General features: G+C 71.1%; 26 protein-coding genes. 12 read left to right on the top strand and 14 right to left on the bottom strand.

Features of this window, described 5'->3' with window-relative positions; translation table 11 throughout:
* Positions 1-12: 12 nt before the first annotated feature.
* Positions 13-903, bottom strand: a complete 891-nt coding sequence (locus ABFJ78_RS22315) for a LysR family transcriptional regulator (RefSeq protein WP_436388270.1) — start codon at positions 901-903, stop codon at positions 13-15.
* Between the two features lie 114 nt (positions 904-1,017).
* Between ABFJ78_RS22315 and ABFJ78_RS22310 the strand changes: the two genes are divergently transcribed.
* The gene (locus ABFJ78_RS22310; protein WP_436388431.1) at positions 1,018-2,352 is read left to right on the top strand and encodes an MFS transporter; all 1,335 of its coding nucleotides are present in this window, start codon (positions 1,018-1,020) and stop codon (positions 2,350-2,352) included.
* A gap of 745 nt (positions 2,353-3,097) precedes the next feature.
* On the opposite strand, the gene ABFJ78_RS22305 is transcribed toward ABFJ78_RS22310, so the two are convergent.
* The 5 genes from ABFJ78_RS22305 to ABFJ78_RS22285 are packed head-to-tail and all read right to left on the bottom strand — an operon-like array spanning position 3,098 to position 6,701.
* The gene (locus tag ABFJ78_RS22305) at positions 3,098-4,537 is read right to left on the bottom strand and encodes an NAD(P)/FAD-dependent oxidoreductase (protein WP_436388269.1); all 1,440 of its coding nucleotides are present in this window, start codon (positions 4,535-4,537) and stop codon (positions 3,098-3,100) included.
* Positions 4,530-4,760, bottom strand: coding sequence for a ferredoxin (locus ABFJ78_RS22300; protein ID WP_310974825.1), 231 nt, complete (start codon positions 4,758-4,760; stop codon positions 4,530-4,532). The genes ABFJ78_RS22305 and ABFJ78_RS22300 overlap by 8 nt, the downstream gene beginning before the upstream one ends.
* Position 4,761: 1 nt before the next feature.
* A complete protein-coding gene (locus ABFJ78_RS22295) occupies positions 4,762-5,379 on the bottom strand; it encodes a ferric reductase-like transmembrane domain-containing protein (RefSeq protein ID WP_436388268.1) in 618 nt (205 codons plus the stop codon).
* Complete coding sequence (locus ABFJ78_RS22290) at positions 5,372-6,157, bottom strand: DUF4142 domain-containing protein (protein ID WP_436388267.1); 786 nt, start codon at positions 6,155-6,157, stop codon at positions 5,372-5,374. Before ABFJ78_RS22290 ends, ABFJ78_RS22295 begins: the two co-directional genes overlap by 8 nt.
* Positions 6,141-6,701, bottom strand: coding sequence for a hypothetical protein (locus tag ABFJ78_RS22285; RefSeq protein ID WP_436388266.1), 561 nt, complete (start codon positions 6,699-6,701; stop codon positions 6,141-6,143). Before ABFJ78_RS22285 ends, ABFJ78_RS22290 begins: the two co-directional genes overlap by 17 nt.
* Before the next feature lie 264 nt (positions 6,702-6,965).
* On the opposite strand from ABFJ78_RS22285, the gene ABFJ78_RS22280 reads away from it, so the two are divergent.
* The 4 genes from ABFJ78_RS22280 (at position 6,966) to ABFJ78_RS22265 (ending at position 11,152) form a co-directional block, all read left to right on the top strand.
* Positions 6,966-7,526: a sigma-70 family RNA polymerase sigma factor gene (locus tag ABFJ78_RS22280; RefSeq protein ID WP_400880671.1), complete on the top strand. Its 561-nt coding sequence runs from the start codon at positions 6,966-6,968 to the stop codon at positions 7,524-7,526.
* A 7-nt stretch (positions 7,527-7,533) separates the two neighbouring features.
* Entirely contained in the window at positions 7,534-8,325 is a 792-nt protein-coding gene (locus tag ABFJ78_RS22275; RefSeq protein WP_436388265.1) for a zf-HC2 domain-containing protein, read from the top strand.
* A 369-nt stretch (positions 8,326-8,694) separates the two neighbouring features.
* The gene (locus ABFJ78_RS22270) at positions 8,695-10,188 is read left to right on the top strand and encodes a DUF1996 domain-containing protein (protein WP_436388264.1); all 1,494 of its coding nucleotides are present in this window, start codon (positions 8,695-8,697) and stop codon (positions 10,186-10,188) included.
* Between the two features lie 43 nt (positions 10,189-10,231).
* Complete coding sequence (locus ABFJ78_RS22265) at positions 10,232-11,152, top strand: SCO0930 family lipoprotein (RefSeq protein WP_436388263.1); 921 nt, start codon at positions 10,232-10,234, stop codon at positions 11,150-11,152.
* Positions 11,153-11,744: 592 nt separating this feature from the next.
* Here ABFJ78_RS22265 and ABFJ78_RS22260 read toward each other — a convergent pair.
* The gene (locus ABFJ78_RS22260) at positions 11,745-12,791 is read right to left on the bottom strand and encodes an Lrp/AsnC family transcriptional regulator (protein WP_436388262.1); all 1,047 of its coding nucleotides are present in this window, start codon (positions 12,789-12,791) and stop codon (positions 11,745-11,747) included.
* Positions 12,792-12,877: 86 nt separating this feature from the next.
* Here ABFJ78_RS22260 and ABFJ78_RS22255 point away from each other — a divergent pair, with 86 nt between their 5' ends.
* The 4 genes from ABFJ78_RS22255 to ABFJ78_RS22240 are packed head-to-tail and all read left to right on the top strand — an operon-like array spanning position 12,878 to position 16,885.
* Complete coding sequence (locus ABFJ78_RS22255) at positions 12,878-14,071, top strand: M20 metallopeptidase family protein (protein ID WP_436388261.1); 1,194 nt, start codon at positions 12,878-12,880, stop codon at positions 14,069-14,071.
* A gap of 5 nt (positions 14,072-14,076) precedes the next feature.
* Positions 14,077-14,274 (top strand): hypothetical protein, encoded by a 198-nt coding sequence (locus ABFJ78_RS22250; RefSeq protein ID WP_436388260.1) that lies wholly within the window; start codon positions 14,077-14,079, stop codon positions 14,272-14,274.
* On the top strand, positions 14,271-15,686 hold the full coding sequence (locus ABFJ78_RS22245) for a sodium:solute symporter family protein (protein WP_436388259.1): 1,416 nt from the start codon (positions 14,271-14,273) through the stop codon (positions 15,684-15,686). Before ABFJ78_RS22250 ends, ABFJ78_RS22245 begins: the two co-directional genes overlap by 4 nt.
* A complete protein-coding gene (locus tag ABFJ78_RS22240; protein ID WP_436388258.1) occupies positions 15,683-16,885 on the top strand; it encodes an amidohydrolase family protein in 1,203 nt (400 codons plus the stop codon). The genes ABFJ78_RS22245 and ABFJ78_RS22240 overlap by 4 nt, the downstream gene beginning before the upstream one ends.
* Before the next feature lie 13 nt (positions 16,886-16,898).
* On the opposite strand, the gene ABFJ78_RS22235 is transcribed toward ABFJ78_RS22240, so the two are convergent.
* From ABFJ78_RS22235 to ABFJ78_RS22225, 3 genes are read right to left on the bottom strand one after another with little or no spacing between them, the layout of a single operon-like run.
* Entirely contained in the window at positions 16,899-17,258 is a 360-nt protein-coding gene (locus ABFJ78_RS22235) for a DUF2255 family protein (protein WP_436388257.1), read from the bottom strand.
* A 16-nt stretch (positions 17,259-17,274) separates the two neighbouring features.
* Positions 17,275-18,072 carry an alpha/beta fold hydrolase gene (locus ABFJ78_RS22230; RefSeq protein WP_436388256.1) on the bottom strand — a complete coding sequence of 266 codons (798 nt, stop codon included), beginning with the start codon at positions 18,070-18,072 and terminating at the stop codon, positions 17,275-17,277.
* Positions 18,073-18,115: 43 nt separating this feature from the next.
* Positions 18,116-19,270 carry a steroid 3-ketoacyl-CoA thiolase gene (locus tag ABFJ78_RS22225; RefSeq protein WP_436388255.1) on the bottom strand — a complete coding sequence of 385 codons (1,155 nt, stop codon included), beginning with the start codon at positions 19,268-19,270 and terminating at the stop codon, positions 18,116-18,118.
* A gap of 233 nt (positions 19,271-19,503) precedes the next feature.
* Between ABFJ78_RS22225 and ABFJ78_RS22220 the strand changes: the two genes are divergently transcribed.
* Genes ABFJ78_RS22220 through ABFJ78_RS22210 form a run of 3 tightly spaced genes read left to right on the top strand, consistent with a single transcriptional unit; the run spans position 19,504 to position 22,657 of the window.
* Positions 19,504-20,730, top strand: coding sequence for a cytochrome P450 (locus ABFJ78_RS22220; RefSeq protein WP_400880641.1), 1,227 nt, complete (start codon positions 19,504-19,506; stop codon positions 20,728-20,730).
* A gap of 59 nt (positions 20,731-20,789) precedes the next feature.
* Complete coding sequence (locus ABFJ78_RS22215; RefSeq protein ID WP_436388254.1) at positions 20,790-21,581, top strand: transglutaminase-like domain-containing protein; 792 nt, start codon at positions 20,790-20,792, stop codon at positions 21,579-21,581.
* Between the two features lie 56 nt (positions 21,582-21,637).
* The gene (locus ABFJ78_RS22210; RefSeq protein ID WP_436388253.1) at positions 21,638-22,657 is read left to right on the top strand and encodes a YhjD/YihY/BrkB family envelope integrity protein; all 1,020 of its coding nucleotides are present in this window, start codon (positions 21,638-21,640) and stop codon (positions 22,655-22,657) included.
* Here the strand turns inward: ABFJ78_RS22210 and ABFJ78_RS22205 are convergent.
* Genes ABFJ78_RS22205 through ABFJ78_RS22190 form a run of 4 tightly spaced genes read right to left on the bottom strand, consistent with a single transcriptional unit; the run spans position 22,632 to position 26,423 of the window.
* Positions 22,632-23,243, bottom strand: a complete 612-nt coding sequence (locus ABFJ78_RS22205; protein WP_436388252.1) for a TetR/AcrR family transcriptional regulator — start codon at positions 23,241-23,243, stop codon at positions 22,632-22,634. The two genes, ABFJ78_RS22210 and ABFJ78_RS22205, sit on opposite strands and share 26 nt — an antisense overlap.
* Before the next feature lie 15 nt (positions 23,244-23,258).
* Positions 23,259-24,422 carry a thiolase domain-containing protein gene (locus tag ABFJ78_RS22200; RefSeq protein ID WP_436388251.1) on the bottom strand — a complete coding sequence of 388 codons (1,164 nt, stop codon included), beginning with the start codon at positions 24,420-24,422 and terminating at the stop codon, positions 23,259-23,261.
* A complete protein-coding gene (locus tag ABFJ78_RS22195; RefSeq protein ID WP_436388250.1) occupies positions 24,419-25,432 on the bottom strand; it encodes a thiolase domain-containing protein in 1,014 nt (337 codons plus the stop codon). The genes ABFJ78_RS22200 and ABFJ78_RS22195 overlap by 4 nt, the downstream gene beginning before the upstream one ends.
* Positions 25,433-25,439: 7 nt before the next feature.
* Positions 25,440-26,423 (bottom strand): Zn-ribbon domain-containing OB-fold protein, encoded by a 984-nt coding sequence (locus ABFJ78_RS22190; protein WP_436388249.1) that lies wholly within the window; start codon positions 26,421-26,423, stop codon positions 25,440-25,442.
* Between the last annotated feature and the right edge of the window lie 576 nt (positions 26,424-26,999).

The following is a 26,999-nucleotide window of genomic DNA, read 5'->3' as shown; positions in this document are numbered from 1 at the left end:
TTCGGCGGTCCGTCAGCCGAGCGCGTCGCGGATCGTGTCGCGCAGCCAGCGCTGGGCCGGGTCCGCGTCGAGGCGCGCGTGCCAGAACAGGCTCACCTCCACCTCCGGCAGCTCGGCCGGGATCGGGAACCACCGCAGGCCCAGTGCCGGGCCGTGCTGCTCGGCCAGCCGTTCCGGCACCAGCCCGACGTGCGCGCTCGACGCCACCAGCAGCAACGCCAGCGCGGACGTCGGCACCACCGCCGCCACGTGACGCTGCAGGCCCGCCGCCGCCAAGACGTCGTCCAGCGGTCCCCGCGCCCGGCCTCGGCGGGATGCCGACACGTGCGGGTGGCGGCACAGTTGCGCCAGCGTCGGACGGCGGCCGCGGCCCAGCGGGCTGCCCGCGCGGACGACGCCGACCAGCCGTTCGCGGTACAGCACCGCCGTCCGGATGTCCGGCGCCGGGGAGTCGCCCGCGCCGATGTCGAGGTCGACCGACCCGTCCCGCAGGGCCTCCGTGCTCTCCGTTCCCTCCGCGACGAAACGCAGCGTGATGCCCGGGGCGACCGCCGCCGTGGCCTCGACCGCCGCCGTCGCCAGGGTCGCCGCCACGCCGTCGTTGATGCGGATCGTGAACGTGCGCTCGAGGCCGGCGACCGAGAAGTCCACGTTGACCAGCGACGCCGCCTCCTCCAGCAGCGACCGCACCCGCGGTGCCGTCCGGAGCGCGAACGGCGTCGGCGCCATCCCGCGCCCGGCGCGCACCAGGATCGGGTCGCCCATCGCCCGCCGCAGCCGGCCGAGCGCGCGGCTGGCCGCCGGGATCGACAGGTGGAGACGCTCGGCCGCCGCCGTCACGCTCCCTTCCCGCAGCAGCGCGTCGAACACCCGCAGCAGGTTCAGGTCCAGCTGGTCCGCCATGGTTGCAGCGTACGCAACTCATCTTTGTCGAAGTTGCGTGGCGCGACACGACCGCTGGTCCATACCGTCGGCCGTATGCACCTCAAGCAACGAACCACCGGCCTGCTGACGCTGATGTGCGCCTGCGTCGCGCTCGTCGTCGGCATGGTCGCGGCCGTCAACCTCGCCGTCCCGATGCTCGCCGCGAGCGCGCTGCACCCCTCGGCGGCCACGCTGGTCTGGATCGTCGACACCTACGTCATCGTGTTCGCCTGCCTGGTGATCCCCGGCGGCGCCGCGGGCGACCGGTACGGCCGCAAGGGCGTCCTGCTGGCCGGGCTCGGGCTGTTCGCCGCGGGCGCGCTGCTGTCGGCGCTCGCGCCGGACGTCGTCCTCCTGCTCGCCGGCCGCGCGCTCACCGGCGTCGGGGCCGCCGCCGTGCTGCCCAACTCGCTGGCCGTCCTGCTCCACGCGGTCCCGCCGGAGAAGAAGGCCTCGACCATCGCTGTCTGGGCGTCGATGACCGGGATCGGCGGCGTCCTCGGCAACGTCGGCGGCGGGCTGGTCCTCACGGCCGGGTCGTGGCGCTGGCTGTTCGCCGCCGCCGTGCCGATCGCGCTCGCGGAAGCCGCTCTGGTGGCGCGCACCGCGCCGGTGTCGTCGCGCCACGACCGCAGGCTCGACCCCTGGGCCGCGCTGCTGCTCGTCGGCGCGTCGGTCGCTCTGCTCGTCGGGATCGTCGAGGGCCCGGAGGCGGGCTGGGGGAGCGCGGTCGTCGTGACCGGGTTCGCCGGCGCCGCCGCGCTGTTCGCCGCCTGGACGCTGCGGGAGCTGAAAGCCGAGCACCCGCTGCTGGACCCGCGGCTGTTCCGGATCCCGGGCCTGCGCAGCGCCTGCCTCGGCCTGACGACGGTCTTCTTCGGCATGTTCGCGCTGTTCTACGTCAACGCGTCGTTCCTGCAGTACGCGAAGGGGTTCGGGGTGCTGGGGACCGGGCTCGGCATCGTCCCGCTCACGGTGCCGATCATCCTCGGCGGCCGCCACGTCGGCCTGCTGACCCGGCGCATCGGCCTGGACGCCACGGTCGCGCTCGCCTTCGCGTTCGTCGGCGGCGGCCTGCTCGGACTGTCCACAAGCGACGCTCAGACGCCGTACGCGGCTTACGCGGCGTGGCTCGTGCTGACCGGGGTCGGCGTGACCCTGGCGCTGCCCACGCTGTCGGGCGTCATCACCGGTTCGCTGCCGCCCGAGCAGGCGGGCGTCGGCACCGGGCTGCAGGCCACCACCCGCGAGTTCGGCAGCGCGCTCGGCGTCGCCGTCATCGGCACGGTCATGTCCGCGGCCGGCCGCGGACCCGACGCCGTCACCGCGTTCGTCGCCGGCGCGGACGCCGGGCTGCGCGTGGTCGGCGTGGTGGTCCTGGTGCTCGGCGCGCTGGTCGTGGGGGAGTCCTGGCGGCGGACGAGGTGAAGGCCGTCTCGAGGGCTCCCGTTTCCCTCGAGACGGCCTTCGCCGGTGCAACCCCGAACCCGACTTTCGCCCGTACCGGCCCTTCCCGGCGGCATACCCTTCCCCCGGGAAGGGCCGGTACGGACGTGCACGCCGTGGCGGTGCGAGACCGCCGCGGCGCTCGACCCCGGGCCCCCGCCCGGTGCGCCGGAAGAAGGCCACCCCGGGGGCGTCGGGTTCCCTCGGGATGGCCCTCTCCTGGCCCGCCGGACGCTTGGCTCGCAAAACGCGAGGCGGGCAGGGGGACGTTCTTGCTGTTCGGGGGTTCCGGGTGGCGGAGCCCCCGGCCCGAGGCGGAGCCTCGGATGTCACTGCTGTTCGGGGGTTCCGGGTGGCGGAGCCCCCGGCCCGAGGCGGAGCCTCGGCGGTCACTGCTGTTCGGGGGTTGCGGGTGGCGGAGCCCCCGGCCCGAGGCGGAGCCTCGGCGGTCACTGCTGTTCGGGGGTTGCGGGTGGCGGAGCCCCCGGCCCGAGGCGGAGCCTCGGCGGTCACTGCTGTTCGGGGGTTGCGGGTGGCGGAGCCCCCGGCCCGAGGCGGAGCCTCGGATGTCACTGCTGTTCGGGGGTTCCGGGTGGCGGAGCCCCCGGCCCGAGGCGGAGCCTCGGGTGTCGGAGGGGGCCGGTCACCACACCGCCCAGCCGCGGAGGGGGCGTGGTGACCGGCGAAGGGACGATGGCCGCCGCGCGCAGCCACGTCCCGGCTTTCACTATCTCCCCATCGGGATGGCCATGGTCGGCGGCGCCGCGGCCCCGGGCTGCGCGGCGAACGCCGTGGTGGGCGGGGCCGCCAGCGCGGGGAACGCCGTCGTGGGGATGTCGTTGGCGAACTCGCTCTCGAACTCGCGCTCGAAGGCCTGGTGGTCGAAGCCGCTGTCGAACTCCGTCGGCACGTCGGCCGCCAGCGCGGCGATCGCCGGTTCGACCGTGGGGATCTCCGCGACCTCCGGGGCGGGAGCGGGTTCCGGCTCCGGGACGTAGTCGGGCGCGGGGAGCCGGCGGTCGAGCTCGGCCATCCAGTCGAGCATCGCCCGCGGCTTGTCCCACGCGGAGATGCCGACGAGCTGGCCGTCGCGGATGAAGCCGGTGATGCCGTCGGCCAGGGACACCGTGTCCTCGGCCAGCGACGGCATCCCGCACATCTGCAGCCGCGTGTCGTACAGCGTCGACCACGCGCGGGGGAGCGGGGTGAACGGCTTGGCGCTGGACTGGCCCATCAGGAGGTTGTCCGCCGCGTGCCGGGCCGATTCGACGGCGTTGATCCAGTGCTCGACCCGCCGCGGGGTCTCGTCGAACCGCAGGTTCGGCCAGCGCGCGATGTCGCCGGCGATGACGACGTCGGAGGCGCCCTCGGCGAACAGCTTCGCGTCGCAGAGCACGCCGTCGCTGATGTCGAGGCCGGAGCCGCGCATCCAGTCGACCGACGGGACGCTGCCGATGGCGAGCACGACGACGCTGGCGACCAGCAGCTGGTTGTTCGTCAGGTGCAGCCCGACGGTGTCCTTCGTGCTGATCCAGTGCCGCACTTCGCTCTTCATCGCCAGCTTCGCGCGGTGCTCGTGGTGCGCCTCGACGATGCCGCTCGAGACGCGGTCGCCGAAGCGGTGCAGCGGCGCTTTCGCGTGCCCGACCAGGGTGACGTCCCGGCCGATGTGCCGCATGCTCGCCGCGAACTCGTTGCCGATCAGGCCGGCGCCGATCACGACGGCCGGCTTCTTGCTGGCGTGCAGGCAGCGCCGCACGGCCATCGAATCCTCGACCGTGCGCAGGATCCGCACCCGCGGGTCGTGCCGCGGGGAACCGGGCAGGTGCCGCGGGTAGACGCCGGTCGCGGCGATCAGGCCGTCGTACCAGAGGGACTCGCCGCCGGGCAGGTGCACGACCCGCTCTGTCGTGTCGAGGTGCGTGACCCGCGCGCCGAGGCGCCAGTGCACGTCGAGGTCCGGCAGGTAGTGCGAAAGGCCTACGTCGCTGGGCCGTTCGGTGCCCATCACCAGTGCCTTGGAGACCATCGGCCGGTGGTAGGGCCGGCGAGCTTCGTCGCCGATCAGGACGATCTCGCCGTCGAAGTTCTGTTCGCGCAGGCGTTCCGCGGCACGCAGCCCGGCGACGCCCGCGCCGACGATGACGATCCGGTCGCCGTCAGCCATCGAGGTCCCCTCTCATCACGACCGCCTGCATCGGGCAGCAGCGGGCGGCCATCTTCGCCTGTTCCATGGTGGTTTCGTCGAGCAGCCGCGTGTGGAAGCGCAGCCGGCCGTCCTGGCCGAGGTCGAACACGTCCGGCGCTTCCATGGCGCAGATGCCGTAGAGCTCGCACCGGTCGTTGTCGACGCTGATCCGGGGCCCGTTTCCGGGCAGGCGGAAGGGCATGTCAGGCCACCTGCTCTTCCACGAGGCCGATGCGTTCGAGGGTCCGCGCGGGCATGAAGCGCAGCAGCGACACCGTGACCGCCGGGATGAGCAGCGTGATGCCGCCCAGCCAGACGACCGCGAGGTGGCCGTTGGCGATCGAGCCGAACCACGCGTGCAGCGCGGTCAGCGCGACCGCCGGGTACGCGCAGCGGTGCAGCCACAGCCAGCGGCGGTAGGAGGTGAACCGCTGCAGGCCGGCGGTGAGCGCGATGGCGAGCATGACCTCGAAGCCGACGATGCCGATGCTGTGCCGGGTCTCCTGGCCCGACAGGAAGGGGAGGAAGAGGTACTGGAGGCTGTACGGCTGGATCGTCAGGTAGAAGAAGCCCAGCGCGTGGATGCCGCCGAAGATCAGCGTCCCGGTGGCGAGCACCATGTGCGAGCTGCGCAGCGCCTTGCGTCCGGTGACCGAGCGCACCCAGCCGGTGGCGGTGAGCACGCCCCAGGTGAGCGTCAGCATCATCGCCGCGTAGGACGCCCGGGCGGCGAAGGCCGCGAGGCCGCGGGCCGCCGGGTCCGTCTTCGGCTGGAACTGCTGGGTGAGGAAGATCGTCGCGTCGTGCCAGGTCTCAACCATGGCTACCCCCGGTTCTGACGGTGGCCGGCCGGCGGGACGCCCGGGCGCGGCCGCGGTTGCCCTTGATCTGGCGCAGCACGTAGAAGAGGCCGCCGCCGACCAGCAGGAACAGCGCTCCCACCACGGCGATCTGGGACGTGTCGAGGCCGAGCGGCTGCCCGACGGGTGCGGCGGTGGTGGAGACGGCCGGCGTCGGCAGCGCGGTGTAGTCGACCATGCCGGTGCTCTCGAGCATCGTCATGTGCCGCATGACGGCCTGGTTGCCGACGGTCGCGAAGGCCCGCACGTCGTCGTTGCGGGTCCCGGCGCGCAGCTGCGCGAGGATGGCGAAGACCTGGCCGTGCGCCGCGCGCAGCCGGTTGGCGAAGACGCTGTCGAACGAGGGCCCGGGAGGCGCGGCCATCTCTTCGGCCAGCCAGCCCATCTGTTCGGCCGAGGGCTGGTCGGGCACCGGCGAGTTCAGCTTCTGCGACAGCGCACGCGTGCCGACGTCGAGGCGGCCGTGGTCCATCATGATCGCGAAGCCGACCGCCTGGACCTTCGGGCTGCCCTTCTGCATCGCCATCATGCCCGAGGGCATCTCCCACAGGCCCGCCTGGCGGACCTTGGTGAGCAGCACGGCGTCTTCGGGGGAGACCGCGGTGGTCTGGGCGATCGAGGCCGGGGACACCGACGCGAGCAGCGTCAGCACCGCGACCAGCACGAACAGGATCCGGACCAGCGGGCGGGAACGCTCGACGGGGGTCTCGAGCCCCACGAGCTCAGAGGCCGAAAGCATTTTCCCTCCACTGGTCCTGGGTCAGCGTGATCTTGGTGCCGTCCGGCGCGATCGGGTACCAGGCCTGGTCCGCGCCCTGGCCGGACGTGTCGGCCGGTTCGCTGTCGCCGGCGAAGTGGTAGAGCGGCCAGCCGGCGAGGGTGGCCTGCTGGGTGCCGTCGTCGCGGGTGAGCTGGCCGATCAGCGACTGGTCGACGTCGATCGGCGCGGGGCCACCGGCCTTGACCGGGATCCACTTGGTCGCGCACGCGTCGTTGCAGTTCGAGCGGGGCGGGTTCGTGGAGTCGCGGTCGTAGCGGTAGATCGTGTAGCCGGTCCCGTCGACGAGCATCAGGCCGAGGTCGAACGTCTTCGCGCCCCTGAGCTGGCTCTTCATCGGGTCGTTCGGGTTGGCCGTGATCGGTTGCGGCATCGCGATGATCGGGGCCTGCTGCTGCATACCGGGCATCTGCATCCCGGCACCGCCACCGGCGGCGTAACCGCCCGAGGTGGTGGCCGCGCCGGCGGTACAGGCGGTGAGCAGGGCGAGTGCGGTGAGGCACACGGCGGCGGGGACCACCGTACGGGGAATGCGTATCACTGCTCCTCCGAGGGCATGACTACGCGCAGTAGCCTGGGGTGAGGCGAAAATGCGCGCGAAGGATCCACAGTGGACATTCGGTCCGGAGTGGATGCGGAGCGTTGCGGGGGACAACGCCTTGTCGGGGTCTTCGGTAGGGGATACGGACACGGTCCGGAAACGGTTCAAAAAAGTTTCGGGACCGTTTGGTACTGGACGTGGGCCGTTCGGGGCACCAGGATGTCCCGCGTGGGACGGCACACTCGAGCGCTGAGACCCGTTCAAGATCAGGAAGTCGTTGTCGAGCCCAACGACGCCTCCGATGACTTGGCGAAGGCGCTCTACCAGGAGTTCGGCGGGTCCCTCATGGCGTTCGCGCTGCGGCTGACCGGCCACGACCGGCAGTGGGCCGAAGACGTCGTGCAGGAGACCCTGATCAAGGCGTGGCGGAACGCGGACAAGCTCGACCGCCAGCCGGAGATGCTGCGCGCGTGGTTGTTCACCGTCGCCCGGCGCACCGTCATCGACGGCTGGCGCAGCCGCAGTGTCCGCCCCCAGGAGCTCGAGGAGATCGAGTCCGACGCGATCGCGGTGTCCGACGAGTCGGACCGGACGCTCGCCGCGATGATCGTCTACGAAGCGCTGCAGGGCCTTTCGCCCGAGCAACGGGAAGCCATCCAGCAGACCTACCTGCGCGATCGCACCGTGAACGAGGTCGCGGCGACCCTCGGCGTGCCGCCGGGCACCATCAAGTCCCGCATCCACCACGCCGTCCGCGCCCTGCGCCGGGCCCTGCGGGAGCGGGGGTGAACTGAGGGTGGCCGGGTCCGCACACACCGACGTCGCCGCGTACGTGCTCGGCGTCCTCAGCGAGGCCGAGAGCACCCAGTTCGAAGCCCACCTGATGAACTGCCCGCACTGCCAGCTCGACCTGATCGAGCTCTACCAGCTGCCGGACGTCCTCGACCTCGTCAAGCGCAGCTGGCCGGAGCCGCCGATGCCGGCGCCCGGCCCGCGCACCCTCGCGCCCGGGCCCCGCGTGCTGCGCGGCCTGATGGAAGAGGCGGCCGTCAAGCGCCGCCGGCGCAAGCGGATCGGCATCCTCGCCGGCGCCGCGGCCGCCGCCGCGGTGATCGCTGGCCCGCTGGTGACCCTCGCGGTCCGCCCGGCCGACGCCGTCCCGCCCGCGTCGCTCGCCGCGCCCACCAGCAAGCAGCCTCCGCCGGCGACGAGCGTCCTGGCGACGTCCGTGCCGCCACCGTCCGCGGGCGCGCCGAGCCAGCCCGGCGGCGGCCAGACCTACGGCCGCGGCAGCGGCGGGTCGGCCGTGAGCGCCGTCGTCACGGTGTCCCCGGTGGAGTGGGGCAGCCGCGTCGACCTCGAGCTGCGCGGGATCGTCGGACCGCTCAAGTGCCAGCTGGTCGCCATCTCGACGACCGGCGACGACCGCGTCGTGTCCGGCTGGTCGGTGCCGCCCAAGGGGTTCGGCATCCCCGGCTCACCGGACCCGTTGCGGCTGCAGGGTTCCACTTCGCTCGCGGTGGAGCAGATCAGCCGCTTCGAGGTCCGCGGCGACGACGGCACAGTGCTCGTCGTCGTGCAGCGCTGACTTTTCTCCCTTGGTCTGAACCACGGATCCCGCGCGGCCGGTGGTTCACGTCATGAACGAGTCTTTCATGACGTCCGGCGCGCTGAACGACTCGTTCATGACATCTTTTTCCGGCTGCGAAGCCGTGACCAGGGTTAATGATGCGCGGTTGCGTTCCGCTTGATAACGAACAGATAACGGGCTGGTCGCTTTTGAACCTCGCCGCGCCGGCGTCCGTATCCCCCAATGCATCCCCCGATGCATCCCGACAGCCGGAACCAGAGCATCCCCGCGGGTTCCGTGCGATCTCGACCGCAAACCAACGGTAGTTCTTGCCCGGGCACCGCGGTAATCGGCGTGCCCGGAATAACGAACGAGGTGAACTAGTCTATGGCCCGGAATTCTCGGTCCCCCGTGACGGGCAAGCATCGCGTCGCCCGCCGTACCAAGATCGCCATGGGCGCGATCGGCCTGGCGATCGCCGTCGGCGCACTCGCCGTCGCGGTCACCGCGGGCCGCACGGGCGAGGCCAGCGCGGACCCCGCCGACCCGTCGTTCTTCATCGACATCAACAAGGTCCCCGCCGGCAACAACGTCAACGCGGCCCTGCAGAAGAAGGGCGCGCAGGGTTCCTTCACCGTCGACTGTGGAACGAACGCGGACGGCGCGCACCACAACCCGGACAACTTCATCGCGCAGCCCGGGATCAAGAACGGTGCCCAGCACCTGCACGACTACGTCGGCAACGTGACCACCGACGCCGACTCCAACCTCAAGAGCCTCCTCGCCGGCGACACCACCTGCAAGAACGGTGACAAGTCGGCGTACTTCTGGCCCGTGATCCGCATCGACCGCGAAGACGACGCGGCCAACGAGAGCGAGAACCAGCAGGCCCAGCAGAAGCAGCAGGGCAAGACCGGCGACGTCCAGCAGGACCAGAGCGCCAAGGACGCCCAGGACGCGGAAGACGCCGGTCAGGGTCAGCAGGACCAGCAGGACGCCCAGGACCAGGACGCCCAGAACCAGGACCAGCAGGACCAGAACGCGCAGGACCAGAACGCGCAGGACCAGAACGGCCAGGACCAGGACGGCCGGCAGCAGAAGCGGCGCAACACCGGTGGCGGCGCGGGCCGCGGCGGCGACCAGAACGCCCAGCAGCAGGACGGCCAGGACCAGAACGCCCAGCAGGACGGTCAGAACCAGCAGGACCAGCAGCAGGCCCAGGACCGTCGTCGCGGCGGAAAGAACAACGGTGGCCAGAACGGCGGCCAGAACCAGAGCAGCAGCGCCGCGGCGCCCCCGGCCGAGGAGCTCGGCGGACCGCAGGGCGAGAACGAAGAAGTCGGCGACAACGACGGCGAGATCATCGAACCGGAGTCCGCGACGCTGAAGTTCATCGGCGGCGGCGCGCAGAACGTCGTCGCGATGCCGCTCGGCCTGCGCGTGCTCTACGGTGACGCCAAGCAGAGCACCAACGGCCCGGCGAACGCCCGGCCCAGCTGGACCTGCACCGGGTTCGAGGACCGGCTGACCGACCTCTACCCGATCTGCCCGGCCGGCAGCAAGGTGGAGCGCATCCACGCCTTCCCGAACTGCTGGGACGGCAAGAACACCGACAGCGCCAACCACCGCACGCACATCGTGTTCGCGAACCAGCAGGGCAAGTGCCCGCAGGGCTTCAAGAACGTGCCGCAGCTGCAGGTGACGCTGGTCTACGACATCCCGCAGGACGTCCAGCAGAAGGGTCAGTACAAAGTGGACGCCTTCGCCCAGGAGAAGCACAACCCGCGGTCCGACCACGACGACTTCGCGAACGTGATGAACCGCAAGATCATGGGCCGCCTGGTCAACTGCATCAACTCCGGGAAGGCCTGCGCGGAATAGCTTCGCCAGTCAGGCCACTGCGCACCAGGAGGGAGAACGTCCGATGAACCGTGCTCGTCCGAGTGCCGCCGCCGTGGTCGCCGTCGCCGGTCTCGCGCTGGTCGCGGCGTGCGGGACCAACCCGTACGCCACGTCCGGTGCGGTCCAGCCGGCCGCGCGGCAGCAGCTCTCGGCGAGCACGGTTCAGGCGAGCTCCGGGGTGCAGGCCCAGCTGGTGACGTCCACAGTGGAGGGTCTCGGCGCGGTCCTCACCGACGCCGCGGGCCACACGCTCTACCGCTACACCAAGGATTCCGCGAAGCCGTCCCGGGCCGCCTGCGCCGACACCTGCGCGCAGGCGTGGCCGCCGCTGCTTTCGGATTCCCCGGCGCTCGCGGCGGGGGTGGACGCGCAGCTCGTCGGCCTGGTCACCCGGCCGGACGGCCGCAAGCAGGTGACCGTCGCCGGCTGGCCGGTGTACACCTACGCCAAGGACACCGGTGCCGGCGTCGCGCTCGGCCAGAACGTCAGCGCGGACTGGGCGGCGATCACGCCGGCGGGGGAGAAGGCCGAGGCAAGCGCCCCGACCACCCTCGGCGCCACCGACATCGACGGCCTCGGCCCGGTCCTGACCGACCAGGCCGGCCGCACGCTCTACCTGTTCACGAAGGACGGCCAGGGTTCCGGACAGTCCACTTGCGACGGCACGTGCGCGAAGACGTGGCCGCCGCTGCTGGTGGACGGCCGGATCACCGTCGCCCCGGCCATCGACACCGGCTTGGTCGGCCGGCTGACCCGAGCCGACGGCCGCAACCAGGTGACGGTCGGCGGCTGGCCGGTGTACACCTACGCCAAGGACGGCGCGCCCGGCGAGGCGACCGGCCACGGCGCCGCGAACACCTGGTACGCCGTGGAACCCAGTGGCTGCAAGGTGGACCCGTCGCGCCGGCCGGCCACCGCGACCCCCACGACCGGCGGGTACTGACCCGCCCCACGAACCCCGGCCCGGCGGACACTTCCCTCCACCTCACCCCCCAGTCCGCCGGGCCGGTCGCACCACCCCGTAAGAACCGCGGGACCCCCGTCCCGCGCCCCGAGCCCCGGCCCGGGTGGACGCTTCCCTCCACCTCACCCCCCAAGTCCCCCGGGCCGGGATTCCGCACCCCCCACCGATCCGGTTCGCCGGATCAGCGAAGGAGGAAGAAGGCGGGAGCAGTCCCGCCCCGCGAGTTCCGGCCGGTGGACGTTCTTCCCTCCACCTCACCCCCCGAGTCCACCGCGCCGGAACTCCTCCCTTCGAGCCGAACCCGCCGGCCACAAGAGATTCGCTCTCGATCACGCGGGATCCGCCCCGGACTTCCCGGCCCGGCGCCCGCCCCTCGGTCACCGGGCCGGAGCCGTCGCGTGAAACCTGCTCACCGAAGAGCGGCACCGCGCGGGCCGACATGAATGACTCATTCATGTCACCACGCGACATGAATGAGTCATTCACTACACGGCAGCCCCCCGAAGCCCGGCACTCGAAGCCGGCCCCGCAGACCCCGGTCCGGTGGATGCTTCCCTCCACCTCACCCCCCTCATCCCCCGGACCGGCCCACGCTGCGGTCCCCGTGCTCCGGCACGGGGACCGCGGCCCAGAAGTCCAGCGGCACCCGGGCCACCCCGCGCCCCGCCGCGTCGAGCAGCCGGCCCATCAGCTTCACGTTCCGCAGCGTCACCGCCCGGGCGACCACCTCCAGCCACGGCAGCTTCGCCGCGAGCACCGCCTCCAGCCCCAGGGTGTCGGGCTGCGAAGGCAGCCACACCACCAGCATCAGGTTCGCCGCTCCGGTCAGCGCCGCGCACATCCGCACCTCGGGCAGCATCGCCAGCGACCGTGCGGTCGTCTCCAGCTTGTCCGGCGGCACGCGCAGCCACAGCGTCACCGTGACCGGCGCCGGCGACGCCGACCGGGCGATCTCGCACCGGACGCGGATCGCGCCCCGGGCCAGCAACGCGTCCAGGCGGCGTCGGACCGTCGTCGCGCCGACGCCGAGTTCGGCCGCCAAGGAAGCCGCCGACGCCCGCGCGTCCACCCCGAGGGCCAGGATCAGCGCGCGGTCCGCGTCGTCGAACCGCAGCGGCGCGCGGTTCTTCGCCGGCTTCGCCGACAGTGCCTCCCGTTGCCCCGGCGAGATCGCCCGCACCCGCCACCGGCTGCCTTCGGTGAACATCCGCGGGGACAGCACCGTCCGCACCCGCGCCACCCCGGGCACCGCCGCCACCCGGTCGAGCACGTGCGCGCCCAGTTCGCGCAGGGACGGCGCGACGACGTGGGCGAGCAGGTCGCACGGCCCGGCCACGTACTCGACGGTCGCCACGTGCGGGTCCGCGGCCAGCGCGGCCGCCACGGACAGCGCGGTCCCGGGCGCGCAGTCGATTTCGACGAACGCCAAGGTCAGCCGCGCGCTCAGCTCGCCGCCGACGTACGCGGTCAGCCACGCGTCGCCGCGCTCGACCAGCGTGTCCCAGTGCCGGGCGGCGGTCACCGCGCCCAGGCCGAGCGCGCGACCGAGCGTCGACCACGACGCCCGCGGCGCCGCCTGCAGCGCGTCGACCAGTTTGAGATCTTGCTCGGTCAACATGGCGGATTCTTCGCTCATCGGCTCTCGCAGCGGTGGTTTCGGGGAATTTCTGCGGCCATTGTGCTCGACACTTGCATGATCTGCGGATGACCCTGCGCTCCGAGGCCGCTGACCTGCTCCCCGACCTGGTCGCCCTGCGCCGCGACCTGCACCGCGTCCCCGAGATCGGCCTGCACCTCCCGCGCACCCAGGAGCGGGTGCTCACCGCTCTGGACGGCCTGCCGCTCGAACTCAGCCTCGGCAAGAACCTCTCGTCGATCACGGGAGTCCTCCGCGGCGGCAAACCCGGCGGAACCGTCTTGCTACGCGGCGACATGGACGCGCTCCCGGTGACCGAAGCCAGCGGCGAGGAGTTCAGCTCGACGCACGACGGCGCCATGCACGCCTGCGGCCACGACCTGCACACCGCGGGCCTGGTCGGCGCGGCCCGCCTGCTCGCCGCCCGCCGCGACGAACTCGCCGGCGACGTCGTCTTCATGTTCCAGCCCGGCGAAGAAGGCTGGGACGGCGCCGGTCACATGATCGAGGAAGGCGTCCTGACGGCGTCCGGCAAGCACGTCGACGCCGCGTACGGTCTGCACGTTTCGGCCGCCAGTTACGCGAAGGGTCACTTCGTCGCCCGGCCCGGCACGCTGATGGCGGCCTCGGGTGCCCTCGAAGTCCGCGTGCTCGGCGACGGCGGCCACGGCTCGTCGCCGCACGACGCGCGCGACCCGATCCCCGCGGCCTGCGAGATGGTGACCGCGCTGCAGACGATGGTGACGCGCACCTTCGACGTCTTCGACCCCGTGGTGATCACGGTCGGCCAGTTCCACGCCGGCACCCGGCGCAACATCATCCCGGACGACGCGAAGTTCGAGGCGACGCTGCGGTCGTTCTCGCCGGAGGTCGCGGCCCGGGTGGGGGAGCGCGCCGTCCAGGTCTGCCGCGGCATCGCCCAGGCGCACGGCCTCGACATCGAAGTCGCCTACGAGCCGGAGTACCCGGCGACGGTCAACGACGCCGCGGCGTACGACTTCGTCGCCGACACGATCCGTGACGTCTTCGGCGAAGAGCGGTTCACCGAGATGGCCGATCCGATCACCGGCTCGGAGGACTTCTCCCGCGTGCTCGAACGCGTTCCCGGCGCGTACCTGTTCCTCGGCGCCTGCCCGACGGACCCGGAATCCGCGCCGGACAACCATTCGCCGCGCGCCCGCTTCGACGACAGCGTCCTCGGTGACGGCGCCGCGCTGCTGGCCGAGCTCGCCGTCCGCCGGCTCGGGCTCCTGGCGGGGTGACGCGCGTGCGCAGCTACCACTGGCCCCCGGTGCTCCCCGTCGTCGCGCTGGTCCTGATGCCGTTCCTGCCCTTCGTCAACACGACCGGGCTGTGGCTCGGGCTGCCGCGGATGATCGTCTGGGGCGCGTTCTGGTGCCTCATGTTCACCCCGGCTTTGCTGCTGTCCGAGCGCCTGATGCGCGGGCGGGAGGACGAGTCGTGATCCTCACCTTCACCCTGGTGGGCATCGTCCTGATCGGCGTCCTCGGCTTCCTCGGCCGGCGCAAGCCCGTCGCCGACCTGGCCGAGTGGACCGTCGGCGGCCGCCGCTTCGGCGCGCTCACCATGTGGTTCCTGCAGGCGGGCGAGGTGTTCACCACCTTCACCTTCCTCGGCATGGCCGGCCTCGCGTTCTCCGGCGGCGTCGCGGCGATGTACGCGCTGCCGTACGTGCCGATCGCCTACGTCGTGCTGTTCTTCCTCGCGAAACGGCTCTGGACGATGGGCAAGGAGCGCGGCTACCTCACCCAGGGCGACTTCCTCGAGGACCGCTACGCCAGCCGGGCGCTCGGAACGCTGTCGGCGGTGCTGGGCGTGATCTTCGTGCTGCCGTACCTGCAGTTGCAGATCACGGGGCTCGGCCTGATCGTCCGGCTGGTCACCGGTGACAGCGCGTCCGGCACGCTGAGCATGGTCACCGGCAGCGTGCTGGTGGTCGCGTTCGTGCTGTGGGCCGGGCTGCGCGGCGTCGCGGCGACGTCCTACTTCAAGGACGGGATCATGCTGGTCGCGCTGGTGGTGCTGATCATCGCCGTGCCGACGCACTTCGCCGGCGGGATCGGCGGGGTGTTCCACAAGATCGAGCAGCTGCACCCGGAGAAGCTGATCGTCCACAGTGGAGCGAACGACCACGTGTGGTTCGTGACGAGCATGCTGGTCAGCGCGATCGGCGTCGGGCTGATGACGCTGCCGCACTCCTGGCCGGCGCTGATGTCCGCGCGCGACCCGAAGGTGCTGCGGCGCAACTACACCTGGATGCCGGTGTACGAGCTTTCGCTGTTGCTGCCGATGCTGATCGGCTTCGCGGCGATCATCGTGGTGCCCAAGGGGAGTGATCCGAACGGCGTATTGCTGACGCTGTCGAAGGACGCGTTGCCGGAGTGGGTGACCGGCGTCGTCGTGGTCGCCGCGACGGCCACCGCGATGGTTCCGGCGGCCGGGATCCTGATCGGCATCTCGTCGCTGGTGGCGCGCAACATAGTCCGCGTCCGCAGTGGCCGCAAGCAGTTCTGGATCAACCACGGCACGGTTGTGCTCGCGAGTACTCTTGCCCTCGTGCTCGGCATCTTCCGGCCGGACCTGCTGGCCAACCTGCTGTTGCTCACCTATTCGGGGTCGGTCCAGCTGGCCCCGGCCAACCTGCTGGGCTTCTTGAAGCGGGTGCCGGTCGGCAAGGGCCCGGTGTTCGCCGGGCTGATCGCGGGCGAGCTGGTGGTCGTCTGGCTGACCTTTGTGGACACTCATCTCGTCGGCACGGTCAACGTGGGCCTGGTCGGGCTCGGCGTCAACGTCGTCGTCCTCGCCGCGGCCGCGGTGGTGGCGCCGCGACGGACTTCTCTCGTGGAGGCGGCGTGACGCGCACGGTTTTCACCGGCGGCTCGGTGTTCGACGGCACGGGCGCGGACCCGGCGCCGGCCGACGTCGTGGTCGAGCACGGCCGGATCGTCGACGTCGGCACGGACCTGGACGGCGACGAGGGCGTCGACTGTGCGGGCGCGGTGCTGCTGCCGGGGCTGTTCGACTGCCACGTGCACGTGACGGTGTCGGACATCGGGCTGCTGGCGCGCGTGCAGAAGCCGTTCTCGTACCAGTTCTACGAAGCGGCGCGGAACCTCTGGGCGACGCTCGGGCTGGGCATCACGACGGTCCGCGACGCGTCGGGCGCGGACCTCGGCATCAAGCAAGCGGTGGACGACGGCCTGATCCCGGGGCCGCGGCTGCAGATTTCGATCGGGCTGATCAGCCAGACGGGCGGCCACGGCGACAGCTGGAACCCCTCGGGTCTGTGCGTCCCGCTGCTGGTCCCGCACCCGGGCCGCCCGGACGCGACGGCCGACGGCCCCGAAGAGATGCGCCGCGTGGCGAGGACGCTGTTACGAGCGGGCGCGGACGTGCTGAAGGTGTGCACGACGGGCGGAGTGCTGTCCCCGCGCGACGACCCGCGCCACTCGCAGTACACACCGGAGGAGTTGGAGGTCCTGGTGGCGGAGGCGGCGGCCCAGGGCCGCCCGGTGATGGCCCACGCCCAGGGCGCGGCGGGCATCAAGAACGCGGTCCGGGCCGGGGTGCGGTCGATCGAGCACGGGATCTACCTGGACGACGAGGCGATCGAGCTGATGCTGGGCCACGGGACGTGGCTGGTCCCGACGTTGATCGCCCCGGTGAACGTCGTGCGCGCGGCGGACGCGGGGGTGGACTTGCCCACCGCGGTGGTGGCGAAGGCGCGTGAAGTGGTGGAGGTGCACCGCGATTCGGTGCGTCGCGCGTATGCGGCGGGGGTCCGGATCGCGATGGGGACCGACAGCGGGGTCGGGCCGCACGGGACGAACCTGGAGGAGCTGGCGTTGATGGCGGCTTGCGGGATGACCCCGGGGGACGTTTTGGAGGCGACTACGTCGTCGGCTGCGCGGTTGATGGGATTGGACGGCGAGCTGGGACGGCTGGAGGCGGGGTTGCGGGCGGACTTGGTCGTGGTGGCTGGGGATCCGTACGACTTTCCGGGGTTGGCCGGGAACATCCGGGAGGTGTGGAAGGACGGGGTCCGGGTGGTCTGACCAAGAGTCCGGGCTAGCGCGGGTCGAGCCGCAAGGTGGTCGCCGCGGCCTCGGCCGTCACCATGGCGTCGGTGCCGCCGCCGGTGTACTTGCTGCGGTAGGCGGCGTCGATGTCCGAGGTGACCTGAGCGCCGAGGTCTTCGATGGTGACGTCGGCTTCCAAGCCCGGTACGCGGATCCGGGCCCGGCGGGACCGCAAAGCTTCCCCGAACCAGCCGGTGTCCCGCCGGTACCAGGTCCGCACGTACGCCTGCCCGCCGGCGCACACGACCCAGATCGGCGTCCATCGCCGCGAGCAGCCGTCGGCGCGCTCGACGGCGATCTCCAGCTCCCGGGCCGCGTCCAGGAGGATCAGCTCATCCGGTGACCACACGGCGCACCCCTTTTCCTTACAGCTCCGGGCTCAGCAGATCCTTCAACGCAGCCGCGAACTTCCCCGGGTTCCGCTGCGGAGCGAGGTGAGCCCCCGGCATCTCCGTGAACGGCAACCCCAGCTCCAAGGCCAAAATCTTCGCCGGCTGGTAGTGGTACCGCCCCCGGCTGCCCTCACCGGCCACCGGCACGATCTCCGTGCTCGCCTTGCGCAACGCTCGCAAATCCGGCAGGTAGTCGAAGAACTCCGTCAGCTCCCGGTCGAACAACCGGATCCAGTCGGCCTCATGGGGCAGCCGCATGTTCGGCAGATCCGGCAGCGCCGCACCGGCGATCGCGTCGGCGAAGCGGGTCACCGCCGTCATCAGCTCGCCCGACCGGGCCAGGCGGACCTGCTCCGCCGCCGCCTCCAGCCACGCGCCCGCGTCCGGCATCAGGTGGACCGCCGGGGGTTCGTGCGCCACCAACGTCGTCACGCTCGAAGGGAACCGGGCCACCAGGTCCAGCCCGATCAGCGCGCCCGCGCTCGTGCCGAACACCATCGCCGGGCCGAGGCCGATGTGGTCCAGCACCGCTCGCGCGTCGTCCGCCTGCAACGACACCGGGACCGGGCCCGTCGTCGCATCCGTGCTGCCGAAGTGGCCGCGCCGGTCGTACGTGATCACCGTGTAGTCCGCGTACAGCGGCTTCGCCAGCGCGCGGTAGGAGTCGCCCGATCCGGTGCCGCCCGCGATGAGCAGCAGCGCCGGACCCTCGCCGCCGCGGCGGACCAGGAGCTCACCGTTCTCCACCGGGCAACGGCTTTCCGAGATCATGCACCGAAGTCAAGCACAAGCCGGACGGCGCGGAAGCCGGGGGCTAGAGCCGTTCGATGACCGTCGCCGTCGCCAGTGCTCCGCCGGCGCACATCGTCACCAACGCCGTCGCCGCGTCGCGGCGCTCCAGCTCGTGCAACGCCGTTGTCAGCAGCCGGGCGCCCGTGCTGCCCACCGGGTGACCGAGCGCGATCGCGCCGCCGTTGACGTTCACGCGCGACTCGTCCGGGGAAAGAACCCGCTGCCACGACAACGCCACCGAAGCGAACGCCTCGTTCACCTCGAACAGGTCGACGTCACCCACCGTCATCCCGGTCCGGGACAGCACTCGCTCGGTCGCGCGGATCGGGCCGTCCAGGTGGTAGTACGGCTCCGCGCCCACCAGCGCCTGCGCCACGATCCGGGCCCTCGGCCGCAGTCCCAGCTCCGACGCCCGCGAAGAGTCCATCAGCAGCAACGCCGCCGCGCCGTCCGAGATCTGCGACGACGTTCCCGCCGTGTGGATCCCGTCCTCGACCACCGGCTTCAGCCTGGCCAGGCCCTCGACGGTCGTTTCGCGCAGGCCCTGGTCGCGGCTCACCAGCCGCGTCTCGCCCGTCGGCTCGCCATCGGTCAGTACCGGCGCCTTCACCGGCACCACTTCGCGGTCGAACCGTCCCGCTTCCCACGCCGCCGCGGCCTTCTGCTGGGAGGCGGCACCGAAACTGTCGACGTCGGCGCGCGTCAACCCGCGCCGGACCGCGATCCGCTCCGCCGCGCCGTACTGGTTGGGCAGGTCGATCGACCACGACGACGGCCGCGGCGACGCGCCGGCCCGGTTGGCGCCCAGCGGCACCCGGCTCATCGCCTCGACACCGCACGCGACGCCGACCTCGATGGCGTCGGCCGCGATCAGGCCCGCGACCAGGTGGGTCGCCTGCTGCGCCGAGCCGCACTGGGCGTCGATCGTCGTCGCGCCCGCCGTCTCCGGGAGCCCCGCGTGCAGCCACGCCGTGCGCGTCACGTTGTTGGACTGCTCGCCCGCCTGCGTGACGCAGCCGCCGATCAGCTGCTCGACCAGCGCGGGGTCGATCCCGGCGCGGTCGAGGAGGGCCAGGTGCGCCGCACCCAGCAGCTCGGCCGCGTGCAGGCCGGCCAGCAGCCCGCCCCGCTTGCCGATCGGGGTCCGCACGGCTTCGACGATGACCGGCACGCCCATGTCGTCCCTTTCGTCGGGAAACTCTGTCCTGTAGTTCAAAAACTAGAACAAGTTATCGTTTGAGGCAAGCGGCCCCAGGATCGGCCGGATCTTGATCTTCGACGAGTGAGCGCTCGCTCACCTGGCCTCATCGGTCAAGTTAACGGGTTTCACTGAACGGTCTTCCGCAAGTTAACACCGTATGCTCTAATCGCCGTTAGAACGTGTTTCAAAGGCGAACCGTGGGAGGCACCGTGGCCGCTCCGCTCATCCCCGCCGGTTTCGACTTCACGGACCCGGACCTCTACGCCCAACGGCTGCCCGTGGACGAGTTCGCCGAGCTCCGGCGAACCGCCCCCGTGTGGTGGAACCCCCAGAAGCACAACACCGCGGGCTTCCGCGACGACGGCTACTGGGTCGTCTCGCGCCACGCGGACGTCAAGGAGGTGTCCCGCGACAGCACGCTGTACTCGTCGAGCGAGAAGACCGCGATCATCCGCTTCGACGAGAGCATGACGGAGGACAACCTCAACGCGAACCGCCTGGTGCTGCTCAACATGGACGCCCCGCAGCACACGAAGCTGCGGCGGATCGTGTCGAAGGGCTTCACCCCGCGGTCCATCGCGAAGCTCGAGGACACCCTGCGCGACCGCGCCGAACGGATCGTCTCGGAAGCGCGCAAGAAGGGGTCGGGCGACTTCGTCACCGACGTCGCCTGCGAGCTGCCGCTGCAGGCGATCGCCGAGCTGATCGGCATCCCGCAGGAGGACCGGCTCAAGATCTTCGACTGGTCGAACCAGATGGTCGCCTACGACGACCCTGAGTACGAGGTCGAGCCCCTCGAGGCATCCGCGCAGCTCATCGGCTACGCCTGGAACATGGCCGAGGACCGGCGCAAGTGCCCGATGGACGACATCGTCACGAAGCTGATCCACGCCGACGTCGACGGCGAAGCGCTCGGCTCCGACGAGTTCGGCTTCTTCGTCATCCTGCTCGCGGTCGCCGGCAACGAGACGACGCGCAACGCGATCAGCCACGGCATGAAGGCGTTCATGGACCACCGGGACCAGTGGGAGCTGTTCAAGGAGCAGCGGCCGAAGACCGCGCCGGACGAGATCGTCCGCTGGGCCACCCCGGTGGTCGCGTTCCAGCGCACGGCCACCCGCGACACGGAGCTGGGCGGCGCGCAGATCCGCAAGGGCGACCGCGTCGGGATGTTCTACAGCTCGGCGAACTTCGACCACGAGGTGTTCGAGGACCCGGAGAAGTTCGACATCCTCCGCGAGGACAACCCGCACGTGGGCTTCGGCGGCACGGGTTCGCACTACTGCATCGGCGCGAACCTGGCCCGCCTGGAGATCGACTTGATCTTCAACGCGATCGCGGACGTGATGCCGGCCATCACCGAGGCCGCGCCCCCGGTGCGGCTGCGGTCCAGCTGGCTGAACGGGATCAAGCACTACCCGGTTCGCTACGCCTGAGCGGGCGGTCCCGGCGCGCTCCACCGTGCCGGGACCGTCCGAGGTGACATCATGAGGCGATGGCCCCGCGAGCGACCGTCGACGTCGAGTTCTCGATCCGCGTCACCGAACCCGGGCGCGCGGCGATCTCGGTCTCCGCGGCGCACGCCGATACCGAAGAGCTCACCGTTTCCTGGCACGGGGACAGCGAGCTCGCCGAGTTCGAGCACGGCACCCGCGCCGAGGTCTTCACACTGCCCAAAGGCGAACACCGCGTCACCTACCACGCCGAACGCGCGCTGACCGACCCCGAACCCGAGCCGGTCACGCTCGCCGACGTCGCCGTCTTCACCCGGCCGAGCCGGTACTGCCCCTCCGATCGCGTCGCCGGGCTCGTCCCGCCCGCGGCCATCAAAGCGAAGGACACCAAGGCGAAGGTGGACGCCATCGTCCGCAACGTCCACGAACGACTGTCCTATGTGGTCGGCTCCAGCCGGCCCACCGACGACGCCATCGACACGCTGCTCGCCGGCGAAGGCGTCTGCCGCGACTTCGCGCACGTCTGCGTCACGCTCTGCCGGTTCCTCGACATCCCGGCCCGCTACGTCGGCGTCTACGCGCCCGGGCTGTCGCCGATGGACTTCCACGCCGTCTTCGAGGCCGCGGTCGACGGCCACTGGTACGTCTTCGACGCCACCCGCCTCGCGCCGCGGCAGACCATGCTGCGGATCTCCACCGGGCGCGACGCCGCGGACACGTCCTTCCTCGCCACCCTCGGCTGCGAGCTCGACTTCCTCGGCAGCACGGTCTTCGCGACGACGGACGCCGCGCTCCCGGTGGACGACGGCACGGAGCTCGTCGTCCTGAGCTGATGGTCCGACCGCGTGTTGCCTGCGCTAAGTGGCCTCCGGCTGGGTAGACAGTGTCCGTGAAGAGTTCCCCGAAGGCCCCGAGCCCCTGGGCCCGGGCCCGTGCCCGGTACCGGTGGCTGGACCACATCGCCCGCGCCGCCGACCGCTACCTCGACGCCGGCGGTTACCACTACATCGCGTCCATCACCTACTTCAGCCTGCTGTCGCTGGTGCCGCTGCTGATGGTCGCGTCGTCGGTCGCCGGGTTCGTGCTGGCCAGCCAGCCGGCCCTGCGCGAGACCCTCGTGCACGCGATCGTGTCCACGCTGCCCGGCGGGCTCGGCGACAAGGCCACCGACCTGCTCACCGGCTTCGTCGAGCAGCGGACCAGCGTCGGGCTGTTCGGCCTGGCCATCGGCCTCTACTCGGGCTGGAACTGGATGAACGCGCTGCGGGACTCGCTCACCGCGCTGTGGGGGCAGAACCGGTCCGACCAGTCGCTGCTGCGGCTCATCGCCGTCGACCTGCTCGCGCTGATCGGCCTGAGCGCGGCGCTGGTGGTGTCGTTCACGATCACGATCTCCGGCACGGCGCTCGGCAGCTACCTGCTGCGGCTGGCCGGGCTGGACGACACGAGCTGGGGGCACCAGCTCGTGTCGGCGTCGTCCGTGCCGCTGGCGCTGGTCGCCGACTGGCTGGTGTTCCTGTGGGTGCTCACGCGGTTGCCGCGGCAGAAGGTGGGCGTGCGCAGCGCGGTGCGCGGCGCGATCGCCCTGGCCGTCGGGTTCGAGGCGCTGAAGCTGGCCGGGGGCTTCTACCTGCGGCTGATCGGCGACTCGCCGACCGGTATCGCGTTCGGCTCGGTCATCGGCCTGATCTTCTTCATCTCGCTCGTCGCGCGGCTGCTCGTCTACGTCACGGCGTGGACGGCGACCGGCTCCGACGCGCCGCCGAAGCCGGTCCAGCCACCGGCGCCGGTCGTGCTCGAGCCGGTGATCGTGGTGGACCCCCCGGTCGCGGTGCCGGCCACCGTCGGCGTCGTGACCGGGGTGATCGGGACGCTGCTGGCGCTCAAGTGGCGACGTTCGCGAGGCTGAACAGCCGGTCGAGCTGGTGGTCGATCAGCGCGATGGCCGCCTCGGGCGTGCGCTGGCCCAGGATGATGCTGGTCTGCAGGCCGTCGACGCTCGACAGGAGCAGCTCCGCCTCCGGCATCAGCTCGAGGTCCGCCGCGACCTCCCCGCGGTCGCGGCCCCACGCCAGCAGGTCCGCGGTCAGCCGTTCCAGCTCGGGCGGCGCGGCGCTGAACGCCGACGCCAGCCCGGGGTCCGAAAGGGACCGGACGAAGTAGGCGAGGTGCACGAGGTAGCGCGTGCGGCGCTCGTCGCCGACCGGCAGCATCCCGACGAGCATGGCCCGCAGCACCTCGCGCGGCGCCGCGTCCTCCTCCGGGCCGAGCTCCGCGCGGATGCTCTCCCCGGCGTCGGCGTTGAGGATCTCCAGCGCGCCGAGCAGGAGGTCGTCCCGCGTCCCGAAGTAGTACTGGACCAGCCGCAGCGAGACGCCGGCCTCGGCCGCGACCTTGCGCAGCGACACGTCTTCGAGCCCGCGCGTGCTGGCGATCCGCCAGACGGCTTCGGCGATCTGGCGGCGGCGCTGCTCGTGGTCGGCGAGTCTGGGCATGGTGGGTCGAGCGTATCAACGCGGCTTGTGCGCGCCGACCACCCACATCGAGAAGTACTGCGACCCGCCGCCGTAGGCGTGCCCGACCGCGATGCGCGCGCCGTCGACCTGGTAGTCCCCGGCCCGGCCCATCACCTGTTTCGCGGCTTCGGAGAAGCGGAGCATGCCGGACGCGCCGATCGGGTTGGACGAGAGCACCCCGCCGGACGGGTTGCACGGCAGCCGGCCGCCGATCGCCGTCTCGCCGGCCTCGGTGACCTTCCAGCCTTCGCCTTCGGGCGCGAACCCGAGGTTCTCCAGCCACATCGGCTCGAACCACGAGAAGGGCACGTAGATCTCGGCGACGTCCACTTCGGACATCGGGTCCTTGATCCCGGCCTCGGCCCACAGCGCGGCCGCGGCGTCGCGCCCGGCCTGGGGGTTGACCTGGTCGCGGCCGGCGAACGTCGTCGGCTCGGTGCGCATCGCCGTCGCGTGGATCCAGGCGGCGCCGCCCTCGACGGCATCCCCGGCGGCCTCGTCGCCGAGCACCATCGCGCACGCGCCGTCGGACGACGGGCACGTCTCGTCGTAGCGGATCGGGTCCCACAGCATCTGCGACTTCCGCACCGACTCGACGGTGATGTCGGCCTGCTGCAGGTGCGCGTACGGGTTCAGGGCGCCGTTGCGGCGGTCCTTCGCCGCGACGATCGCGCCGACGTGCTCGGGCGCGCCCGAACGGCGGATGTAGGAACGCACGTGCGGGGCGAAGTAGCCGCCCGCGCCGGCGCCGACCGGCATCTGGAACGGCGGCAGGATCGACAGGCCCCACATCGCGTTCGACTCGGACTGCTTCTCGTACGCCACGGTCAGCACCCGGCGGTGGACGCCGGACTGGATCAGCGAGGCGGCGACCAGCGCCGTCGACCCGCCGACCGAACCGGCGGTGTGCACGCGCAGCAGCGGTTTCCCGGTCGCGCCCAGTGCGTCGGCGAGGAACAGCTCGGGCATCATGACGCCCTCGAACAGGTCCGGCGCCTTGCCGAGCACGACGGCGTCGATGTCGGCCCAGCCGACCTGGGCGTCGGTCATCGCGCGGTCGATCGCCTCGCGCAGCAGGCCCGGCATCGAGACGTCCTGGCGCTTGGCGCGGTGGTGCGTCTGGCCGGTGCCGAGCACGGCGGTGAGCTGCTTGGTCATCGGGCCTCCAGCACGGTCACCAGGTTCTGTTGCAGGACCGGGCCGCTCGTCGCGTGCGCCACGGCCTTGCGGGATTCGCCGCTGTGGATCCGGGCCGCCGCCTCGCCGATGCGGGCCAGGCCGGCGGAGAACATCGGGTTGGCGGCCAGCGCCCCGCCCGACGGGTTGATCTTCGTGGTGTCGTCGAGCTTCAGCGCCGTCCGCAGGATCAGTTCCTGGTGGGTGAAGGGCGCGTGCAGCTCGGCGAGGTCGGCGCCGTCGAGGTCCAGGGTGCTCGCCGCGGCCTCGGTGGACGGGCTGCGCGTGAGGTCGCGGGCGCCGAGGACGGGGGAGTCGACGCGGTGCTCGATGCCGGTGATCACGGCGGGCCGGTCGACGATGTCGCGCGCTCGCTCCACAGTGGACAGGATGACGACCGCCGCGCCGTCGGTGATCGGCGCGATGTCGTGCCGGCGCAGCGGATCCGCGTAATACGGCGTGTCGAGCAACTCGGCGACATCCTTGTCCGTGCCGCGCGCGGCGACCTCGGCGAGGTCCTTTTCGGACCAGAGCCCGGCTTCGAGGCCCATCCGGGCCTGGATCCCGGCGATCGAGACCGAGTCGGGCCACAGTGGCGTGACGACGTACGGGTCGAGCTGCAGGGCGAGCACCCGGCGCAGCTGCCCGGCGCTGGACTTGCCGAAGCCGTAGACGAGCGCGGTCTCGACCTCGCCCATCTTGATCTTCAGCCACGCTTCGTAGAGCGCCCAGGCGGCGTCCATCTCGACGTGCGACTCGTGGATCGGCGGGAACGCGCCGATCGCGTCGACGGCGGCGATGAACGAGAAGGCGCGTCCGGCCAGGTAGTCCGACGAGCCGGAGCACCAGAAGCCGATGTCCTGTTTGGACAAACCGGTCTGCTCGAAGACCTCGGCGAAGATCGGGACGAGCATCTCCACGCCGTTGGTGGTGCCCGGGGTCTCGCGGACGTTGGGGGCCTTCGCGAAGCCCGCGATCGCGACGTCTGGCATCAGGACCTCACAGGTGGTGGGCGAAGGTTTCGTAGGCCGCGTCCGGCTCGCCGGTCGGCTCGAAGTGGCTGATGTTCTCCAGCGACGTCCACCACTCGTCGCGCGGTTTCCACGCGGCGCGCACGCGCATGCCCATCTTGACGTCCTGGGCGTCGCAGCCGAGGACGAGGTGCAGGAAGGCGATGTCGGCCCCGTCGAGCAGGATGTACGCGGCGACGTACGGCGGCTTGAGGCGCTGGCCGAGGAAGGGGACGTTGACGATGCAGAACGTCGTCACGATCCCGGTGTCGGGCAGTTCGACCTCATCGGTGGTGGGCACGCCGTCGGTCGGGCAAGCGCCGCGCGGCGGGATGTAGACCTTCTCGCACTTGGGGCAGCGCTGGCCGATGAGCTTCCCTTCGGCGAGGCCGCGCAGGTACCGGCTCTCCTCGGGGGAGGCGGAGTGCATGTATTTCAGGTGCACGGGCGTGATGACAACGCTGACCGGGGCGCCTTCTTCCCGCTCGGCGACCGGGGGAGCGGGCTCGGTCGGCGTGGTGTCCTCGGCGTCCACGGGCAGGAAGTAGGCGATGTCCCGGATGTGCCCGACGGTCTCGTCGGCCCACTTCACGCGGACGCGCTGTCCACTGTGGATGTTCCCGGGTTCGCCGGCGTCCACGGCGTGGAGCATGGCGGTGTCGGCCCCGTCGAGTTTGACGAGCGCCCAGGCGAAGGGCCGGTTGAGCGGCTGCCCGTCGAGAGGGTCGGGACACCACGACCACGAGACGACGGTGCCTTCATCGGCGACGGGGACGAACTCGTCGAGCCGGTCGGCGGTCCCGGGGTCGTACTCGACGGGCGGGACGTGCACGCGGCCGTCACTGCCCCGGACGCCTTCGATCCGGCGTTCGCGCAGGGAGTTGACGAACCGGCCCAGAACGGGCCCGGTCGAGCGCGTGTAGTCGAAGCCGACGTTGAGGGGTGCCGCCAGTGGTGTCTCGGTCACATCCATGAGTGAAACATGTTCTCGTTCTGGCGGCAAGTTGCCCACGGAGTCGGTCTGACTTGTCATGGAACGTGTTCTAGGTGGTGGCTCTGATGGTGGAGTGGCCGGTTCGGTTGGGTGTCGTCGAGGCGGAGTGGAAGGAAGTGCCGGGTGTCGGAGGAGGCGCCGCGTTTCGGCTCGACGCTACGCGGGGCTGATTTCGACCGAAATGGGAATTTCGTGTCCGGTTGTTCATCTGGAAACCTCCCGATGGGTGGCGAAGTTTGAAAATGATGGTTCACCTGCTGGATCAAATCAGCAACACTTGTGGCGAATTAACTTGATGACCATTTTTGCGCGCTGACAGCAATGGTCATACTTTCCGTTTTGAGGGCAGAACCCCTGGTTGTCAACTGAAGTCAGCATCTCGCTGGTGAAGTGCACCTGCTTCCCCCCGGTATTCTGACCGGCGCTGGGGAGGATAGGATTGACCGGCTTTCACTCGGTGCTCTTCCGGTCCGGCCCGATCTGCGGGGACGGGGTCGGGATCGGCATCCGTTACCGGAAGGAGTGCGATTGAGTGACAAGCAAATGAGTGATGAT

The sequence above is a fragment of the Amycolatopsis sp. MEPSY49 genome (assembly GCF_051337345.1).
GTDB lineage: Bacteria > Actinomycetota > Actinomycetes > Mycobacteriales > Pseudonocardiaceae > Amycolatopsis.
The sequence above is the reverse complement of the archived record's forward strand: the minus strand, read 5'-3'. Positions and strand labels throughout refer to the sequence as shown.

Bases quoted from the DNA above. Each gene is read 5' to 3' on its own strand.
- ABFJ78_RS22205 (WP_436388252.1), bottom strand. From the start codon at position 23,243: ATGCCCAGACTCGCCGACCACGAGCAGCGCCGCCGCCAGATCGCCGAA.
- ABFJ78_RS22300 (WP_310974825.1), bottom strand. From the start codon at position 4,760: ATGCCCTTCCGCCTGCCCGGAAACGGGCCCCGGATCAGCGTCGACAAC.
- ABFJ78_RS22200 (WP_436388251.1), bottom strand. From the start codon at position 24,422: ATGACCAAGCAGCTCACCGCCGTGCTCGGCACCGGCCAGACGCACCAC.
- ABFJ78_RS22255 (WP_436388261.1), top strand. From the start codon at position 12,878: ATGACCCTGCGCTCCGAGGCCGCTGACCTGCTCCCCGACCTGGTCGCC.
- ABFJ78_RS22270 (WP_436388264.1), top strand. From the start codon at position 8,695: ATGGCCCGGAATTCTCGGTCCCCCGTGACGGGCAAGCATCGCGTCGCC.
- ABFJ78_RS22225 (WP_436388255.1), bottom strand. From the start codon at position 19,270: ATGGGCGTGCCGGTCATCGTCGAAGCCGTGCGGACCCCGATCGGCAAG.
- ABFJ78_RS22260 (WP_436388262.1), bottom strand. From the start codon at position 12,791: ATGTTGACCGAGCAAGATCTCAAACTGGTCGACGCGCTGCAGGCGGCG.
- ABFJ78_RS22310 (WP_436388431.1), top strand. From the start codon at position 1,018: ATGTGCGCCTGCGTCGCGCTCGTCGTCGGCATGGTCGCGGCCGTCAAC.
- ABFJ78_RS22230 (WP_436388256.1), bottom strand. From the start codon at position 18,072: ATGATCTCGGAAAGCCGTTGCCCGGTGGAGAACGGTGAGCTCCTGGTC.
- ABFJ78_RS22290 (WP_436388267.1), bottom strand. From the start codon at position 6,157: ATGCTTTCGGCCTCTGAGCTCGTGGGGCTCGAGACCCCCGTCGAGCGT.
- ABFJ78_RS22305 (WP_436388269.1), bottom strand. From the start codon at position 4,537: ATGGCTGACGGCGACCGGATCGTCATCGTCGGCGCGGGCGTCGCCGGG.
- ABFJ78_RS22195 (WP_436388250.1), bottom strand. From the start codon at position 25,432: ATGCCAGACGTCGCGATCGCGGGCTTCGCGAAGGCCCCCAACGTCCGC.
- ABFJ78_RS22295 (WP_436388268.1), bottom strand. From the start codon at position 5,379: ATGGTTGAGACCTGGCACGACGCGACGATCTTCCTCACCCAGCAGTTC.
- ABFJ78_RS22265 (WP_436388263.1), top strand. From the start codon at position 10,232: ATGAACCGTGCTCGTCCGAGTGCCGCCGCCGTGGTCGCCGTCGCCGGT.
- ABFJ78_RS22190 (WP_436388249.1), bottom strand. From the start codon at position 26,423: ATGGATGTGACCGAGACACCACTGGCGGCACCCCTCAACGTCGGCTTC.
- ABFJ78_RS22315 (WP_436388270.1), bottom strand. From the start codon at position 903: ATGGCGGACCAGCTGGACCTGAACCTGCTGCGGGTGTTCGACGCGCTG.
- ABFJ78_RS22215 (WP_436388254.1), top strand. From the start codon at position 20,790: ATGGCCCCGCGAGCGACCGTCGACGTCGAGTTCTCGATCCGCGTCACC.